At 56.4% G+C, this 17,718-nt stretch carries 12 protein-coding genes; 9 read left to right on the top strand and 3 right to left on the bottom strand.

The genetic code is table 11. The features are described from left to right. Nucleotides 1-22 precede the first annotated feature (22 nt). On the top strand, nt 23-979 hold the full coding sequence (locus I6F31_RS32280; RefSeq protein WP_225186734.1) for an alpha/beta hydrolase: 957 nt from the start codon (nt 23-25) through the stop codon (nt 977-979). Between the two features lie 98 nt (nt 980-1,077). Here I6F31_RS32280 and I6F31_RS32275 read toward each other — a convergent pair whose 3' ends face one another. Then, the gene (locus I6F31_RS32275) at nt 1,078-1,347 is read right to left on the bottom strand and encodes a hypothetical protein (RefSeq protein ID WP_225186733.1); all 270 of its coding nucleotides are present in this window, start codon (nt 1,345-1,347) and stop codon (nt 1,078-1,080) included. 1,967 nt (nt 1,348-3,314) lie between these two features. Here I6F31_RS32275 and I6F31_RS32265 point away from each other — a divergent pair. Next, on the top strand, nt 3,315-3,911 hold the full coding sequence (locus tag I6F31_RS32265) for a transposase family protein (RefSeq protein ID WP_225186769.1): 597 nt from the start codon (nt 3,315-3,317) through the stop codon (nt 3,909-3,911). A gap of 215 nt (nt 3,912-4,126) precedes the next feature. Here the strand turns inward: I6F31_RS32265 and I6F31_RS32260 are convergent, their stop codons facing one another. Continuing rightward, complete coding sequence (locus tag I6F31_RS32260; RefSeq protein WP_225186732.1) at nt 4,127-5,137, bottom strand: AraC family transcriptional regulator; 1,011 nt, start codon at nt 5,135-5,137, stop codon at nt 4,127-4,129. Between the two features lie 813 nt (nt 5,138-5,950). Here I6F31_RS32260 and I6F31_RS32255 point away from each other — a divergent pair. The 7 genes from I6F31_RS32255 to I6F31_RS32225 all read left to right on the top strand — a co-directional run bounded on the left by I6F31_RS32255 (nt 5,951) and on the right by I6F31_RS32225 (nt 16,062). Then, nucleotides 5,951-7,216, top strand: a complete 1,266-nt coding sequence (locus tag I6F31_RS32255; protein ID WP_225186731.1) for an OpgC domain-containing protein — start codon at nt 5,951-5,953, stop codon at nt 7,214-7,216. Between the two features lie 1,211 nt (nt 7,217-8,427). Continuing rightward, nucleotides 8,428-10,860: a carbamoyltransferase HypF gene (gene hypF / locus I6F31_RS32250; RefSeq protein ID WP_225186730.1), complete on the top strand. Its 2,433-nt coding sequence runs from the start codon at nt 8,428-8,430 to the stop codon at nt 10,858-10,860. A gap of 205 nt (nt 10,861-11,065) precedes the next feature. Then, the gene (locus tag I6F31_RS32245) at nt 11,066-12,178 is read left to right on the top strand and encodes a KamA family radical SAM protein (RefSeq protein ID WP_225186729.1); all 1,113 of its coding nucleotides are present in this window, start codon (nt 11,066-11,068) and stop codon (nt 12,176-12,178) included. A gap of 12 nt (nt 12,179-12,190) precedes the next feature. After that, nucleotides 12,191-12,775 (top strand): isochorismatase family cysteine hydrolase, encoded by a 585-nt coding sequence (locus I6F31_RS32240; RefSeq protein WP_225186728.1) that lies wholly within the window; start codon nt 12,191-12,193, stop codon nt 12,773-12,775. A 74-nt stretch (nt 12,776-12,849) separates the two neighbouring features. Further along, nucleotides 12,850-13,740 (top strand): agmatinase, encoded by an 891-nt coding sequence (speB, locus tag I6F31_RS32235; protein ID WP_225186727.1) that lies wholly within the window; start codon nt 12,850-12,852, stop codon nt 13,738-13,740. Next, on the top strand, nt 13,737-14,759 hold the full coding sequence (hypE, locus tag I6F31_RS32230) for a hydrogenase expression/formation protein HypE (protein WP_225186726.1): 1,023 nt from the start codon (nt 13,737-13,739) through the stop codon (nt 14,757-14,759). Before speB ends, hypE begins: the two co-directional genes overlap by 4 nt. A gap of 31 nt (nt 14,760-14,790) precedes the next feature. After that, on the top strand, nt 14,791-16,062 hold the full coding sequence (locus tag I6F31_RS32225) for an amino acid permease (RefSeq protein WP_225186725.1): 1,272 nt from the start codon (nt 14,791-14,793) through the stop codon (nt 16,060-16,062). Between the two features lie 358 nt (nt 16,063-16,420). Here I6F31_RS32225 and I6F31_RS32220 read toward each other — a convergent pair whose 3' ends face one another. Further along, nucleotides 16,421-17,326: a PhzF family phenazine biosynthesis protein gene (locus I6F31_RS32220; protein ID WP_225186724.1), complete on the bottom strand. Its 906-nt coding sequence runs from the start codon at nt 17,324-17,326 to the stop codon at nt 16,421-16,423. Nucleotides 17,327-17,718: the final 392 nt, after the last annotated feature.

Below are 17,718 nucleotides of genomic sequence, written 5' to 3'. Positions count from 1 at the left end.
TTTCAACCGAGGAGTACGTCACATGGACCGGCGACGATTTCTATCTATCGCAGGTGCAGGCCTCGCGACGGTTGTCGGAACGAAAAGCTTTGCTGGAGACGATCGCCCAGCACGGCTCGTATTCGTCCATGGCCGCTCCCAACAGGGCTTGGATCCCAATGTCCTGAAGGCGAGTTGGCTCGACACCTTGAGGCAAGGGGCTGCTAAAAACAATCGAACTCTTCCGCCTCAGCTCGACGTCGCCTTCCCATTTTACGGCGACAAGCTCGATGATTTCGCCCGAAAGTACGAAATTCCTCTCATGACGGACATTCAAACGAAGGGGGCTGGCGTCGACACCGACTTTTTGAATTTCCAAGCCGAAGTTGCTGAGCAAATGCGAAGCAAGGCAGGTATCAGCGATGTTGAGGTGCAAGAACAATTTGGGACAAATCCGACAGAAAAGGGCCCTCAGAATTGGGCTTGGGTTCAAGCGATTATCAGGGCGATAGATCGGAACGCCGGCAGTGTTAGCCAATCTTTCATCGAAAAGTTCATGAGGGATGTCTACCTCTACACATCACAGCCTGGCGTTCAGGACGCAATCGACAACTTGGTCGCCGAAAAGATCGACGAATCTCCGTGCGTAGTCGTTGGCCATTCACTTGGGACGGTCGTTGCCTATCATATTTTGCGTACCGACCGACGAGCACTCAAGGTGCGGGCCTTCGTAACGGTCGGCTCTCCGCTTGGGATCAGGGCAATTCGCGACCGCTTCCGGCCAATTGGATTTCCAGCGAAAACCAAAGCTTGGTACAATGCTTTCGACCCAAGAGATGTGGTGGCGCTCTATCCGCTCGACGAATCGAATTTTCCAGTAAATCCCTCTATCGAAAACTATGCATCCGTTCTCAATGCAACAGATAATCGGCATGGAATTGTCGGCTATTTGAACGATCCCCAGGTGGCTAAACACATTCTGGATGCGTTGGGAGCCTAGCCATCACAGGGCGCGCTACGCGCCCAAACTACGTGTCGTTTCATTGGAAGCCACTGCCCTCATCTGATGCGAGGCTGCCACGGATGTGTCCGTAGTCGCTATGTTAAGTCGACAGACGGACACTCTGGACAAGTGTCGCCGATCGAATCCAGTTCATCGGCGATCGCAACGGCAGCAGCCTCTGGCGAGACGCCACGCGGTGGATTTTGGCGAGCGGTATCGAAAGCCCGCTCGCGCGCGTGTGGATCGGCTCGGTCCGTCATCCAGCCGTGTTCCTCACAGTCGCGAATGGCTCCGGCTTCCTTCAGCGAAGCGATGGCCCATCCTCGTAACGTCTGGATCGCCGGCTTCCGCTCTTTCAGCATCATATTGCTCCCGCTGAGGCGAATCCTCGCGGCAGCCCGTTCCTTCCGTGCTGCTGGCACAGAGCAGAGATTCCAAATTGCTCGGCGAGGCATTTCCGGTATTCCGCCAATCCTCTGCACAAGATCAGGTGGCAACCGCAGGGTCTTCCTTTTCGCCGGTCAACAATTCGCAATTCTCCGTCGGCAAGCGGACGTTGCAGCGTCTTGGCCTCGTCCCACGGCGCACGCATCCAGGTGTCGTACTCCTCGGTAGTCGTGAGTATCACGGGCATCGCCTCGGGATGGGCGAGGGCTACCTCGGCGTTAGGCTCAGAAGTGAGGAATGCGAAGATACCCTACATTTGGAGTTCGACGAGGCGCTGCACTCGTCGGACGCTCTGTACGCGGCTGCGTACCGCATGATTGGTATTGCGAGCTGCCAAATCGAGAAGGTTGGCGCCAAGTACGTCTGCCACCTGACCCCAACTGGAGCCGCCGGGGACCCGAACTCTATCAGGCTTCGGTTCATTGACCTCGTCACTGACGAGCGTCTTCGTGTGAACGGTTGTCCGAAAAGACCGAGCCCGTCCGTAACCTCATCCTTTCGCTGGCCTTCGGTGCACTCGGGGCTTCGCGCTTGCCAATGCGGAGTCGCTCTGGATTGACCCTGTGGATTACCAAGAGGACCTTGCGAAGGCAGTGGAGGCGCTCGCATCAGGGGGCGTTACGGTCTCCATTTATAACCAGCCGCGCTGCGTGCTCGCGAGGTCCCTACCCATACAGTGGATCTCTGATTGGAAAAATGGCTACGTTGAGCAATGCGAGTCATGCACGGAACGGCCGCACTGTAGCGGGTTCTTCACCTCTGGTCGGCTTCGCTTGAGCCGAGGCATAGCCCCAATACTGACGGCATGATCTCTCATGGCAGTTACCGAACATTTCTCGCGTGGGCTGTTGCTCTCCTCGCCTCCGTGCTCCTTTCTCGCACATCGTTAGCAGATAATGCGAGGACGTATCGGTGCTCCCAGGATGGCGCAACTACACAAGCCTATCGCCTGTTCAATACAGTCGCAATGACGGGTCCAACGGCGCATCATGGAGACACGAATTGCAGCCGGGGGTATTCGCGTCCAGCGGCTACCTCAAGGGACAAACCGACCGATCTCAACTTGTGGGCGGATCGAGAAGCAGTCTCCGACAAGCTGGTTTGGGTTTACCAGGGCATCGGAAACTCTTGCTCGCAAGGGCAGCTTCTTGTCCTTAATGAACGAAGCAGTGTGGTTTTGCTTCTTGAGGTTCACGCGCTTTCCGCCACCAAGTTTTTGTGCGCTCCCTGATCGATCAGGAGTTCCCCGGATAGTTGGGACGCAAATGTTTTGTGGTCTTGAACGAGCGCTTCCGCAAAGGCCCCGGGTCCCGCTCATTTTATCATCGTAATCAGGCTCTATGATCGTAATCCGGCTCCAGTTGGAGCGGCTCGGTTAACCTCCACACAGCCAGCCTCAAGCAGCGGAAGAAGCTGACGGGAGGTCACCGCCCGCAGAGCGAGCGTATCTACTAGAACGGTGATTGGCCCGTGATTTAGAAGCAGTGCGGCGCGACTCGGCGCCTAATGGCCTGGGGGGCTCAGTTGAAGGCACGGTCCCTGCCGCATCCGCACTGCTGGTGAGGCTGGCGAGGAAAATGACTCGGCGCCGACCGTTCTGGTTAAATAGCGCTGTCCCTGCCACATCCCGCTAGCGACAAAGGCTCTGTTATTCGGGTTTGCTTACTAAAAGCTGACGAGACCGGCGCGGCAATTTTAAAAACGAAAAGCGGCCCGTGCGGGCCCCTTGCCATCGAAAACTTGGAAGACGCTCTGCCGCACTCAGGCTGTCATTCGGCTTGCAATATTGGCTCTGACTCACTTTTGATGAAGTTCGAGGGATGTCTGAGCTTTGATTGGAGGAGAATCGGCGCCATGCAGCAAGCACTCCACCGCTCCAGTTCTGGTGCCACGTGGGCTTGTTGAAGAGTGTGCGTGTTACGAGGGTGATGATAAGGCGGTCATCGCGGTCCGGGCATCCGGAAGTGTCGGCTTGTGTCCATCGTGCGGGACAGTTTCGCGGCGTATCCATAGTCGGTATCGGCGACGTGTGACTGATGTGCCGCTGTCCGGCCAGGTGGTGCAGCTCCTAGCGATCGCCCGCCGCTTCCGCTGCGACGCCGTCCTGTACGGACGCCAGATCTTCACTGAGCGTTTCGCCGACGGGATATTGGCTCCATCGGCGCGACGCACGGCGAGGTTGGACTCAATCCTCCATCACCTGGGTCTGGCGCTCGGTGGTCGACCGGCGGCGGGCTTCGCAAAACGGCGGACGCTGCCGGTAAGCAAGGACACGCTCCTGCATGTCGTCCGACGCCGCAGCCGTTCGCCGCCGATCCTCTCAAGGTCATCGGCATGGATCAATCGGTTGCCTCGCATCTCGCGGAAGCCACAGCGCGTTATGATTGTGGAAGCGCACCGAGGGGCGGCGGTTAATATGTACGGGCTAGCGGATCGCAGGGCTCTCGGCGATGAGCGTGTGCCCGTGCCGCCAATATTTTAGCACGTGCCGTTCCAACATTCGGTGCTTTGGGGAAAGCCAATGGAGGCCATGATAATTTAAGGCTACGACACACACAGGACTATGAGGTTACGTGCCCTGGTGCCACTCCACGGCGACTGTGACTGGCTACCACACATCATACCGATGCGGTGGCGGCCGATCAAGAACGCAAAATCCACCGCGGCAGCTGACCGTTACGTTTCAATTCGGGGCAATCATTTCGTTGCCAATGACCTGGAGCCGATTTGCGCGCACGTGGCTCTGTCGGCGTAACGAACGCCACGGGGCGAAATGCCGAAACGCGCTCTGAACAAGCGATTAAAATGCGAAACATCCGAAAAGCCGACCTCTAGGGCGATATCCGAAATTCGCTGCGCGTTGGCCCGAGTATCGGTCAACAACTTGAGGGCGCGCTGGAGACGCAACTCATTTACCTTCTCGGTGAACGATGAACCCGATGAGGCCATGAGGCGCTGCAGATAGCGAGGTGAGATGCCTTGGCGACGAGCTGCCATTTCGACGTTAAGCTCTGGCTCTTGAAAGTGTGTTGAGATGTAGTTGAGGACCGCGCTGTGGCGGGCCGCCATGACTGCGCTCGCACTGCTCTCGCCCAGGCAAGCGCATTCGCCGATTGCGAGCGACACGAGATCGTAGATGTGAGCCACGACCACATCACGCAGATTGGGGCTGGATAAAACACTCTTGTTGAATGCCGACTTGAGATAAGCCATCAGGAGTCGGAGCGCTTCAGTTCGGTGTGGAATCAGGCGCATGGCGACGCTTTCGACGTTCGTCATGCGCTGTGCCAGCGCATCGCGCGGCACGGCCAGGCCGCATAACAAGCCGTCGATATAGGTGACAGTGGCGGGCTCGGAATGCAAAAGTGCGGTGGCATCGCCGGCGCGAAGCTCGATATCCAGGCAGCGCTGCGACAGATGGCTTCTACCGGGAGAGCAGACGATAATTCCGATCGAGTCATCACCATCAGCGATACTTGCTTGCAAGCGCTTGAAACGCATGGTGGAGCCTTTCAGCGCGAGCCGGCGCAAACCTTGAATCGCTTGCAGTGTTGCGTCAACCTGGAAGGGAACGTTCGATAGAGGCTCAATATCCGCATGGACTATGGCTCTCCCAAAGTCCTCACGCCACAGCGGGATTCGCATCCGTTCCGGAAGCTCGCGTGTCGAGAATCGATGCGATAGGAATTCGGCCGCGTCCACAGACATGGGGACCTCCAGCCTTTCTTGACGTCAGGACCAATGCGATAAAATTCACCGGTATCTGAACTTTGCAGTTCGCGCACCGACCTCGTCTTAAGCTGTACGCAAGAGTCCAAGAAGCTTAACCACGGGCCTGCTAATCTCATTCACCTATGTTCGATCTTGATGTGAACGTGTTCACGTAACAGCCAGAAAATTGCGTCTAGAGTGATTACGAAGGCCGTGCACCGAAAATCTCCTTTAAGAGGAGGTAGTCATGATGGCTCAATTTCAAATTGCTGCTATCGCATTCAATTTTACCATGCTGGCCAGCATGCTTTTATGACTGTGGTTCTCGCGATTGGTCGAACTCAACGATCCGCGGGTAGACTGTCCTGCAGGAGTAGACTTCCTCTGATACCGATTTTGGGTCGTTCGTCGGCCAGATCGTTATCTGAGTTCGTCGGACAGAAACTGCTCCGGTACTGTTGGCTTTTACCGCCGGTCGAAATGGTCGAAATCTGTCATCGACGGTGACGATCAAGTGAGGGTTCGATCATGTCCACACTACTCGACATGCTTTACTGTGAGTACTGCCGCGCCTGGCTCGCCGAGATGCGGAAGCAGTTTTTGGTACCGGTTGCTGGCAATGACATACCGCAGGTTTGTTGGCAGAGCGACGATGCTTCCGCGCGAGGTCATCACGACAACAGCCGGGGGATGAATGAGCCCCAACCAGAAGTGGGTCGGCTAATAACGGCAGCGGGTTCTTGAAGAGCGCTCGCCGCCCCGAGTCACCGAGCATAGAAGGGCCTCTGCACGGCAGATGCGGCAGAACAAATGCTTGATCGAACTCACGCCTCGAAGAGATTGATCGGCGACACAGCGCCCGAAGTGAATGGAGCTCCCCGTGACCTGCGCATCGATGTCTGTCGCGGGATCGCCCTGTGGTGGATCTTTCTTGATCATGTTCCCAATAACCTCGGGAGCTGGCTAACTCCGCGCAACTACGGCTTCTGCGATGCCGCCGAGATATTCATGTTCATCTCGGGCGTGACCTGCACCCTGGCTTACGGGAGGGCGTGTCGGCGCGAAGGCTGGAACGGGATGATCGGCCGTTCGCTGAGGCGGGGATGGGATATCTATGCCGCGTTTCTACTGCTTACGCTCGCTTGTACCATCTTGGTTTACCTCTCAGGTACCGACCACCTAGCAGATGTGAGCAACACCAGAATTCTGTTCGAACGTCCGGGCGCAACGATTGCCCACGCCGCCATCCTGCAATATCGCCCTGTCAACACGGATGTCCTGCCGATTTTTGCGATCTTCCACGTATTGTTCGCGCCGTTGTTGTGGCTGTTGATGCGAGCGCCAAACGTGACGCTTGGCCTTTCGTTGTTGCTTTATGCGTTCGTGCACGTCTTCGGCTGGAGCGTTCCGGCCTGGCCCAACGGCGTTTGGTTCTTCAATCCGTTGGCTTGGCAGCTTCTGATCGTGCTAGGCGGGTGGTGCGTCATCGATGGGGGGAAGTGCCGACCGTGGCTGACGTCGCGGACGGCCCTTGTTGTTGCCGCTCTTTATCTAGTTTTCAGCCTGATGCTCTCACTGAGTTGGGAGATCAAGCCGCTGGTTTTCCAAACTTTGGCTGACTCGGTATTTCCACTAGATAAATCGAATCTGAGTCCGTTGCGGCTGCTCCATTTTCTGGCTCTTGCAACGGTGGTGTTATGGCTCGTTCCTCGGAGTTGGAAAGGACTGTCGAGCCCGGTGCTGCACTGTGCAAAGTTGTGTGGGGAGAACTCGCTTCCGATCTATTGTCTTGGCGTTGTCCTGGCGCTCGCCAGCCATCTTACTCCCCTCCTCATCTCAGATCTGGCGGTTCTGCAGATTGCGTTCAGTCTTGCCGGAATCCTAGTAATGGTAATCGTAGGGAGGCTTTTAAACGCGACTAATAAGCGCGCGCTTCAGCCTCGGTCGACGCAATCGACAGGGGGGGAATGCACCGGCATTCTCGAACTGGCAGGTCGGGAGGGAGCGCGGAGGGAGCGCGAAGGGAGCGCGGAGGGAGCGCGGAGGGAGCCCTTGGCCCATAGCCATAACCCATAGCACCGCAGCAGGGATCTTGCCTCCTGGCCGTCAGCCGAACCGCGGCTCAGGTCTCAGCCTGCCAGCTGACGGAGCTATGCTTGATAGACCCGGCGCTCACCGTCAATCGCTGTTTCTGACCGAAAACGATCATCCTGCTCAAAGGTGTTCGCAAAGCCCACGAATGCCCGGCTTTTAGCGGCATCGCCCGCGGATTGGGAGGAGTGCGGGATACTACTCCCGCACGGTGGATCCGGCACGTACGCCTGATGGCGTCTCGCCGAACCGCAGGCGGAACATGCGATTCAAATGGGAAACATCGTCAAAGCCGACTTCGAACGCAACTCGAGGATCGGCAAATGCAAGCGGTGCGGGTCCATCAACATCGCGAGGGCGCGCTCCAGTCGGCGTCCTGTAAGGTGCTCGGTGAACGACTTCCGGTCCCCTCAAGCAGTTTTTCACGTATCGCCGCGACATTCCGAGTGTCCTGGCGACATTGTCCAGATCGAGATTGGGTCGCTGAAGCGTTGCGCGACCTCCGCCAGTATCGCCTGCATCCTGGCTGCCTCCACACCACGTTCGGTAATAATGTTTGCAGCTTCCGCAGTCGGCCGGAGAATAGCGGCCTCAAGATCGAGGAGATGTACGCCGACGGTGGACGCCAGTTCTGATGAAGCATTTTTTGGAGGATGCGAGCGCAGGTAGCGGTCTAGAAGTTTACGCGCCGGGCCAGAGCTCACTGGCCGACCTGATAGATCTTCCGGCCGCGCAACCTGAGACTTAAGGGCAGCAGCCTGCACGGTCACGAATCTGACGCTGCTGCCACGCGGTCCCAATACACGCAGCGGCCTTCCTTGGTCGACCAAACTAGCGGAGCCGACATCGTAGCCTTGGCAGCGAGTCGGATACCTGCCAACAGCATGTGAATGGCCGAGCCTACCGATCCCGGTAGGTGCGGCCCGGTCGACTTACCTGATAGCAATTCAGTCGGGTAAAGGTCAGGTGTGCCGTCAGTGTCCACACTGCACGCGGTATGTTGCGCGAATATTCGCCGTTCAACTCCACTTCGCAGGCGGGTAAACCAGGACTCCCGATGAACAACAATCAAAAAGAAGACAGCAACACAGCTGCACACACTACCGGTTCGGTATCTTCATGCGTGCAATATCGATGCATCCGAGCCTCGGTCACGTAGCTGATGACTTTCTTACTCGTGGTGCTAGGGGCGGCGGATGGTAACACCACGTTCTATCGAAGAGACCACCCCCCTCGACCGGAAGAGCGTTCACATCAGGTCCGAGGATAACGTAGATCCGCCGCTTAGCTGGCAACTGCAGGTCTTTGGCTTGGTACAGGGCGTGGGGTTTCGTCCCTTCGTCGTTCGCCAAGCGCGGAGTCTGGGTCTGCGGGGCTTTGTCCGAAACTGCGGCGCTTCAGTCGACATTCTGCTGCATGGTTGTTCCCATGCGGTTGTTGCGCAATTCGTTGCTGCTTTGCAGGACAAAGCACCGAATCTGGCTAGAATTGATCGCGTTTCGGTGACGGCGTCTACCCCGGATCCGAGTTGCGACAGTTTCGAGGTGGCCCATAGCGAGCAGTTGGACGAGCGCCGTCTCACGATCTCCCCTGATGTCGCGCCATGCAAAGAGTGTCTCTCAGAGATGCGCACTCCTGGCGATCGGCGTTACGGATATCCCTTCATTAATTGCGTGAACTGCGGGCCGCGCTTTTCGATCATTCGTGACCTGCCGTACGATCGGCGCGTCACTACCATGTCCGGGTTTGAACAGTGTCCGCAGTGCCGCGCGGAGTATGAACTCGTAGCAGATCGTCGCTACCACGCGCAGCCGAACGCATGTGCGAAATGCGGTCCAAGGCTCTCCTTGTACGACCGAGGAGGTCAGGTCGTCGCTGGTGATCCATTGGTGGCCGTTGTAGATGCCCTCCACGCTGGAAGGATCGTAGCAGTCAAAGGGCTAGGAGGATTCCATCTGCTCGTGGACGCAGGCAGCGCGACGGCTGTGGCCGAACTTCGACGCCGCAAGCGCCGCGATTCAAAGCCGTTTGCACTAATGGCGGCCGATCTCGAAACTGCAAGGCGCCACGCTATCATCGCGCCTGACGAGGCCAGACTGTTAGGCCACTGGGCCAGTCCGGTTGTACTGATGCCCAGGCATCCAAGTTGTCCACTTCCTGGTAACATTGCGCCGAATAACCCAACGCTTGGCATCATGCTGCCTTCCACGCCGTTGCATCATCTTATGTTTGATCGTGGTGCGCCGCCAATAGTCGTGGCTACGAGCGGGAATATCTCTGGTCGCCCAATTGTTATTGACAACGCGACCGCTCTGGCAGAGTTGCCGGTAGTCGCCGACCTAATTCTTATGCACAATCGTGATATCGAAGTTCGCGTGGACGACTCGGTGTTGCGTAGACTTCCAGTCGATAACGGCAATCAGAACGAGCTATTATTCCTCCGGCGCGGGCGCGGTTACGCCCCCTATGCATTCGACCTGCATGGTGTGACCGACACTGCGCCGACGGTCTTAGCCCTGGGGGCGGAGCTCAAAACCGCGATTGCGATATATGCGCGCGGCCAAATCATTGTCAGCCAACACATCGGCGATCTGAAAAACGACGAGACCCTCGGAAGCCACTATACGCTTCAAAAGCATCTAACTCGGTTGCTAAAGTCACCGCCACAAGTAATTGCGTGCGATCTACATCCAAATTTTCGTTCGACGCAAATGGCTTTGCAAGAAGCTGGGCGCGCCCTGGTTCAAGTTCAACATCATCACGCGCATATGGCGTCCTGCATGACTGAAAACCAACTCGAGGGACCTGCGCTCGGCGTGATCTTCGACGGCGCAGGTCTCGGCGAAGACGGTAGCATCTGGGGCGCAGAATTTTTGGTGGGAGATCTGTGCGCAGTTAGACAAGTCGGATCAATTCGGTCCCTCCGCTTGCTCGGAGGCGACCAAGCGGTACGAGAGCCGCGGCGCACCGCGCTTGCACTATTGCTCGACGCGTACGAAGGCGATCTGACTGCCTGCGCCACGTTGCCAGTTATCGCTGAGTTCACGCCAGATGAACTCCGGGTGTTGACAGCGATGTACTGCAAAGATGTCAATTCTCCATTGTGTACGAGCATGGGGCGTCTGTTCGATGGTGTCGCCGCACTCGGCGGTATGGCATATCGCGCGGAGTATGAAGCGCAGGGGCCGATCGAGCTCGAGGGACTCCTGCGTCGCAATTTTGAGATGACAGAGCCATATCCTGTAGTATTCGAGCATACCGCAGGGGTCCCCCGATTTGACTACCGCGCGATGATACGCGCCATCACACATGAGGTGTTGGGGCGCCGGCCGGCTGCCGATATCTCGAGGCGATTCCATTCCACGCTGGTAGAAATGGTGGCCCAGATGTGCCAATTGCTAAGGCAACTGCATGCGTTCAGCGCAATCGTCCTTAGTGGTGGCGTTTTCTGCAATGAATTCCTGACGGTGAATGTACTCCACGCCTTGCGTGACGCCGGATTTGCTGTCTATCGGCACAGTGTGTTTCCACCGAATGATGGGGGGATTGCGGTAGGGCAGGTGGCTGTCGCGTTGCGACGTTACTTGAGGTTCGAGGTGTCGGCTAATGCTGCCGTCAATGTGACGTGAGCCATCTCCAGGAGTTCTCCTATGACGACCGAATTCCAAGACTATACCTCAGAAAAAGCGCAAAGAATCCGTGAGAAACTTGCGCGAGCAATTGCGTCTCTCTCCTATGCATTGCGCTCAATAATAAGCACCAAGTGGTCAATGGAATTGTCACCGGTGCGATACCGGTTTGCAGAGCCATCGTGGTGCTCGGAAAGGACGAGCAATGCTCAATGATGAGAGCATAGATGCCGACGTGTACCGGCATCGCCTGGAATGGAACGATTGGACTTGGCAGATGCAGCGCTGCATTAAGTCAGCGAACCAGCTTGAGTCCTGGATTAAGATAACACCCGATGAGAGAAAGGCCATCGACAACATAAAGGGAAAATATCAATGGCGCATTACACCGTATTACGCATCTCTGATGGATCCAGTGGATCCTAGGTGCCCCATTCGCTTACAGGCCGTTCCGGCTGGCGCTGAGATGGCTCCATTCCCGGATGCTGAAGTTGATCCAGTCGGCGACACCTATTACCGAAAAACAAACCGGATCATTCACAAGTATCCTGATAGAGCACTATTTCTCATCACCTCAATTTGCCCGGTATATTGTCGGCACTGCACCCGGAAGTACCACACTAGCCATCTCGAAGGATCGTATTTTGGGGAAGCGGAGGGCGCGTCATTCGAAAAGGACTACGCCTACATCGAATCGCATACTGAAATCCGTGACATTATTCTTTCTGGCGGCGATCCGTTAACTTATGGAGATCGCCGGCTTGAAAAGATCCTCAAACGGCTAAGGTCCATACGTCACGTCGAAATTATTCGCGTCGGAAGTCGGTGCCCGGTGTTTCTGCCAATGCGTATCACTAAAGAGCTTTGTGAAATGCTCTCACGTTATCACCCCATATGGTTCCAGACCCATTTCAACCACCCGAAGGAAATCACCCAGGACGCTGCAGCTGCATGTGATCGACTTTTATCACACGGTATTCCAGTTCAGAATCAAGCCGTCTTGCTGAAGGGCGTCAACGACAACATGGACACGCTGCGCGCGCTGATGACTGGGCTTCAAAGAATTCGTGTGCTGCCGTACTACTTATTCCACTGTGACAATGTAGTGGGGGTCTCGCATTTCATGACGACGATAGCGAAAGGTCGCGAAATCCTGCGTGGCCTGCTTGGGTACTCTACAGGATTTTCTTCACCTAAGTACGTTCTGACGACGCGTCTCGGAAAGATTCCGTTGACCGAAGAGTACGTGAGCTCCAACGATAACGGCTATCGAGTGACCAACTATCTCGGCCAAACAATGGATATCCGACACGTGTAACGGAGCAGTCAAATGCAAAACGTCGCTGTGCTCACAAACGACCTCCAGTATGATCTCGTTCGCAAACATGAAGCGCGGGAGCGTGCCGTGCATGAGTTCTTGCCGTGTATGGTACAGTTCTTGCGCAGCGTCAGGTCATATGGCGTTCACGTCTTCCACCTTCAGCTTGTCTGCGATCCTGCCGATCCAAACGTCGAATGGTTTGGAGAATTCCTTCCCGCGCGGAAAGGCACTCCTGGCGCTGATATTCTAGCAGACGTACTCGATCCTAGCGATATTGTGGTCCCAAAGCCCCGCGACAGCGGGTTTTTCGAAACAGATCTTGACGATCAGCTGCGGCGGCATGGTGTCGGCACATTGATCCTTACTGGTATGCAGGCGCAAATTTGCGTGCAAACGACAGCTGCTGACGCGTTCTTTCGCGGTTACAACGTAATCGTCCCTCCAGATGGAGTTGTTTCGACGCGTCAGGAAGATGTTGAACGGGCGATTGCTTGGCTCGGCTCCTACTGCGCAACCATTCAGCCAATGAAGGATATCATTGATCAATTGAATAGGGGGGAGTCGTTCACACGTAAGGTCATCAAGGTTGCATGAAGAATTAGCTCATGTCCCACGCGCTCCCACCTTCCGGCAATGTAGTGCCAAAGTATGCAGGGTTGCCCACGTTCATGAAGCTTGAACAGGCCAGCGCAACTGCTCCGCCTGATGTTGTGATTATTGGCGTGCCGTTCGACAACGGATCAACGGTTCGGCCGGGCAGCCGCTTTGGCCCGCGCGCTATACGCGACGCCTCGACGATGCTGCGGCCATTTCACCCAGCGTATGGCATATCCCCATTTTCGCAGATCCTCGTGGCCGATGGCGGCGACGTTGCCGTGAATCCTCTTGATTTCACCGCCTCGATGAGCGCCATTGAAAATGAGGTGAGCCGCTGGAGGCGCCGCGGCTCGCGCGTGCTCGCCATCGGCGGAGACCACCTAATTTCTCTTGCAGTGCTACGTGGAAAATCTGACTCGGTCCCCTATGCCGTAGTGCATCTAGATGCACATTCGGACACGGAAGACGAATTCTTTGGTTCGCGCTACAACCATGGCACGGTATTCAGGCGCGCCATTGAGGAGCGACTCGTCTCACCCACAGCGTTTTTCCAGATAGGCCTTCGAGGTACAACCTATGGCGTTCAGGAATACGATTTTGCTCGTGAGCAGGGGCTCACTCTGTTCTTCTCCGAGGAAGCGGAAGCGATCGGTGCGGAAGCTGTGGCAAGGCACATCCGGAAGGTTGTCGGCGATTTGCCGGTATATGTGTCATTCGATATTGATGGCATCGATGCCACATACTGTCCTGGCACCGGCACTCCGGAAATCGGAGGATTGGACGTGAAATTTTGCCTTCGTCTGCTGCGCGAATTACGTGGACTGACGATCGTGGGAGCCGACGTAGTCGAAGTGAGCCCGCCGTTTGATGTCGGCCAACAGACTAGCTTGGTAGCGGCACATTTGCTTTTTGAGCTACTCTGTCTGCTGACACTTGCCCCGGCACGAAAGGATGCGTCTTGAATCCGAATCCAGATGATGTCGTGGTTCTTGATCACGGTACGGGGGCGAAGCTGAGCCGATTGTTGATCGGGGATATCATCGGCACGCTCCAGGAAACATATGTCGGCGAACTTGAGGATAGCGCACTCTTGACGGTCGATGGTCAAGAACTCGCAATGACGACAGATTCGTTTGTGGTCGATCCCGTTATCTTTGGAAATGGTGATATTGGCAGAATTGCTGTGTGCGGAACGGTCAATGATCTTGCCGTTGTCGGAGCCATTCCACTAGCTCTCACATTGGCGACAATTGTTGAAGAAGGATTCCCGCGTGCAAAGCTGAAGAAGATATTCGCATCGGTACGCGATGCGGCGAGGGAGGCAGGCGTGCGCATCGTTGCCGGTGATACGAAGGTGGTCCGGCGCGGAGAGGCCGATGGCGTGTTCCTTAATACAACGGGCTTGGGTGTGTTCCGACGCGCGCCGCTGCGTATGGCCTCAGTGCGCGCAGGTGACCGAATAATCGTGACTGGCCGACTCGGGAATCACGCTGTGCACCTGTTATCCTTGCGGGAGGGGTTGGGCTTCGAGAACCGCGTTCTGAGCGACTGTGCGCCGCTAAGTGGGATGGTATCAGAGTTGTTGGAAGCGTTCCCTGCTGGAACGGTGCGCTCAATCCGAGATGCAACCCGGGGAGGGCTCGCAGCCGTGATGCACGAGTATGCGTTTCACGGTGGTTTCGAGGTTCGCCTAAACGAAGCTGACCTACCCCTTCAGCATGAGACCGTGATGGCTACTGACATGCTAGGCGTTAACCCTCTACATCTCGCCAATGAAGGGTGCCTTGCAATTTTCGTCGAGCCAGCTAGAGCCGGCGAAGTTTGTCAGCATCTGAGGAGAAACAAATACGGCCGACACGCGGCAATCGTGGGAGAAATATTCAGTAGTCCTCGAGGAGCTCAAGTAAGGTTGGCAGATGCGATGGGCGCCATCAAGGTTCTAGATGAACTAGAGGGTGCCGAGCTCCCTCGCTTGTGTTGATCTGGAGAAACGTGGTGCCAAGGCGACCGGGATGGAAAAAGTACCCCAGCTAGAGCGTACAATCGGCCGCGCCCAGGGGACTATCTTAGCAGTCAGCGCGGTGGTCGGGATCAGTGTACTGGCCCTTCCGGCCGTAACCGCCCAAGAGGCGGGCCCAGCAGCCCTAGTCTCCTGGGCGCTTGTCGGCATGCTTTCGTTTCCGATCGTGTGGACGCTAAGCGAATTCGCGATACGAAATCCAACGGCCGGGGGCGTTATCGACTATGTCTCAAGTGCGTTTGGGACCCGCTGCGGTACGGCTCTGGGTTGGACCTTTCTGGGGGCTATCCCAATCGGCATTCCGATAGTTGCGGTAATAGGCACGCAGTACGCTGCACACCTCGGCGGTTGGAGCGGTCATGCTCCCCTGTGGCTAGCCGTCGGCGCAACCACGTTTTCGGTGCTTTTGAACGGTCTCGGTCTTGCCGCGGCGAGCCGTTTGCAAATGGCCATCGTTGGAGTTGTCGTTGCGCTGATGGTTTTGACAGTGATCGCCGCCTGGCCATTACTACACCACGATTCGCTAACACCGTTTGCGCCGCGCGGTTGGGAAGCGGTGGGAGAGGCGATGGTGCCCATTTTCTTTTCCTTCGTGGGCTGGGAAATGATCGCGCCTCTGGTTGAAGAATTTAAGAATCCACGCCGCGACGTGCGCGTGAGCATGTTCATCGCCGCAGTCGTTGTGTCAATCATATACGGCGCGTTCGCGTACGTGACTATCGGTACAGGCGCATATCAGCAAGGTGACGGCGTGATGGCATTTCCACTGCTTGTTGAAAGGACGATTGGAAAGCCCGGCCTAGCAGTGATAACCACACTGGCGTGTCTTGTCGCCTTTGCCGCTCTCCACATCAATATCGCCGGGTACTCGCGCATGCTCTACGCACAGGCGCGAAATGGTTCGCTGCCAAAATCTGTAGGGAAACTGAGCGCTAGAAGCAAGACGCCACTCAATGCGCTCTTATTAGTTCAGGTGCTATTCGGTGCGACCTATTTATTCATCGGAATCAGCGGAATCGAAATTGGTGAGTTGATCAAATGGCCAAGCACGGTGTTTGTTTTCGCGTATGCGCTGACTATGGCCGCAGCCGTTAAGCGCTTTTCGAAGGAGGGGGTTGTATGGTGGGCGGCGCTCATCTCTCTGCTCTTATGCCTCGCCGTACTCTGGTTCAGCCGCTGGCGTGTCGTGCTTCCGTTGACATCATTTCTCCTCGGATTGCAGTTTGGTCAACGGTCCACTGCGCAATCATCACATGCCGGGTGAAAACTGATCTACCCGGGCAGGTTGCAGGTCTATTGCATTCGCCGGATGTTGCGGAAGGCCTTGTGGTCTAGGGTGCCCTGTTAAGCGTGATTGGCCGTAAACAAGCCTCTAAGCGAGTTAGTGTCTGCTTCTTGTATTTGAAGGCGTTCAAGATAGGTGGGATTTATGGCTTGAGCGTCCACACCTTGCAAATTCGTTTCGTGGAGGTCCCTGCGTAACCTGGTTCGTCTGCACCTCCAAATGCTCAGCCAACTGGGCCAGCGTTATCTCGGCCTTGATCGCGGCTAACGCCACCTAGGCTGTCACTCTCCTGATGAAAGAGGTTGTGGCACGTAGTCGCGACATGGAAAGTCTTTCGCTAGAGTTTGATAGTTCCTTCCATCACGTCGACGCAGCGGCCGCCGAGCCGCACGATAGGATCGTCGCTCGTTTGCATGTCCACCACGACCTCGAGCAAGCACGGTCGTCCCATATCGACGCCTTGCGCGACACGTACCGTGCCGTTGCGGGGAAACTTTGCTCCTGCAAGGATGGCCAGAACGACCGCAGCCGCCGTAGCGCTACCAGTTGCCGGGTCTTCTGGCAGACCGTCCCCTGGTGCGAACATGCGTGCGGATAGATTGACGCCTTGCCCATCCTTCGGCGCGACATCGTGGGTATAGATGTAAATCGCGTCAGCACGGTCGCTCGGAACGCACCGAGCAAATGCGACCGCGTTGGGGGTGGCGTTAGCCAATGCAGCGCGGGACCGTACCTCCGCGATCAGAAAGGGTAGCCCGACAGATGCGATGACTGGACTATGGCGCTCGACGCAAATATCTGTCGCATCAAGCCCCACGCAGTCTGCGATTGTGTTAGCCTCGAACTTCAATGAGACGGAAAGGGTTTGCGGAGCTGTAAGCTCTGTGCGGACAACGCCTTTCTGGTCACGAACTATGCGAGTCTCAACAAGTCCGGCGCGCTCTTCGAAGTGAAGTACGTCCCTGTCCGCGTATTCAGGAAATGACCCCAATACGAAGGCTGTGCCGATATTTGGGTGACCGGCGAACGGCACTTCAATTGTGGGCGTGAATATCCGCACCTCGGCGGTGTTATGTAGATCCTGCGGCGGACACACGAACGCGGTCTCAGAGTAGTTAAATTCGCGCGCAATGGACTGCATCTGAGCGGCGGACAGCGATCCGGCATCCAGCACCACAGCAAGGGGGTTGCCCTGGAAACGAGTTCCCGTGAAGACGTCCACGGTTTTGAAAGGCAGTCTCATGATTGAGGCTCCGGCCGCATATGTTCTAAGATCGACAGTATCGCTGCAGATTGAATGGCAGCAAGTGGCCTGTTGATGACCTACGCTCAGAGCGCGGCGGCATCTGCCTCCGGGAGGTGAGCCGACAAGGTAGTGCAGGCTGCCGAGGGCAGCGTTTGACCCTAGCTGTGTGAAAAGCCGCAACTCGGCTAGGATTCTTCCGTTTCCGAGGGGGATATGGATGGGACGCTTCATTGAAGGCGCGGACAGATCCCAGCTGACGCTCTTGCCGGAAATGTCTGGAGGATTGGGTAAGCGAGGCCAACGCGGTCCATGTGATCGATGTGTTCGTCGAGCCGCTCGACCTGCGTGGACTTGGGGTTGAGCGTGTGATCGCCAGGGACACGGGCCGC

This window comes from Bradyrhizobium sp. NBAIM01 (genome assembly GCF_020194115.1).
GTDB classification, from domain to species: domain Bacteria; phylum Pseudomonadota; class Alphaproteobacteria; order Rhizobiales; family Xanthobacteraceae; genus Bradyrhizobium; species Bradyrhizobium yuanmingense.
The sequence above is the reverse complement of the archived record's forward strand: the minus strand, read 5'-3'. Positions and strand labels throughout refer to the sequence as shown.

What these genes read in the sequence shown, in the direction of transcription:
- hypF (WP_225186730.1), top strand. Translation starts at nt 8,428, where the DNA reads ATGGTAACACCACGTTCTATCGAAGAGACCACCCCCCTCGACCGGAAG.
- I6F31_RS32255 (WP_225186731.1), top strand. Translation starts at nt 5,951, where the DNA reads ATGCTTGATCGAACTCACGCCTCGAAGAGATTGATCGGCGACACAGCG.
- I6F31_RS32245 (WP_225186729.1), top strand. Translation starts at nt 11,066, where the DNA reads ATGCTCAATGATGAGAGCATAGATGCCGACGTGTACCGGCATCGCCTG.
- I6F31_RS32280 (WP_225186734.1), top strand. Translation starts at nt 23, where the DNA reads ATGGACCGGCGACGATTTCTATCTATCGCAGGTGCAGGCCTCGCGACG.
- I6F31_RS32240 (WP_225186728.1), top strand. Translation starts at nt 12,191, where the DNA reads ATGCAAAACGTCGCTGTGCTCACAAACGACCTCCAGTATGATCTCGTT.
- speB (WP_225186727.1), top strand. Translation starts at nt 12,850, where the DNA reads ATGAAGCTTGAACAGGCCAGCGCAACTGCTCCGCCTGATGTTGTGATT.
- I6F31_RS32260 (WP_225186732.1), bottom strand. Translation starts at nt 5,137, where the DNA reads ATGTCTGTGGACGCGGCCGAATTCCTATCGCATCGATTCTCGACACGC.
- I6F31_RS32220 (WP_225186724.1), bottom strand. Translation starts at nt 17,326, where the DNA reads ATGAGACTGCCTTTCAAAACCGTGGACGTCTTCACGGGAACTCGTTTC.
- I6F31_RS32225 (WP_225186725.1), top strand. Translation starts at nt 14,791, where the DNA reads ATGGAAAAAGTACCCCAGCTAGAGCGTACAATCGGCCGCGCCCAGGGG.
- I6F31_RS32275 (WP_225186733.1), bottom strand. Translation starts at nt 1,347, where the DNA reads ATGATGCTGAAAGAGCGGAAGCCGGCGATCCAGACGTTACGAGGATGG.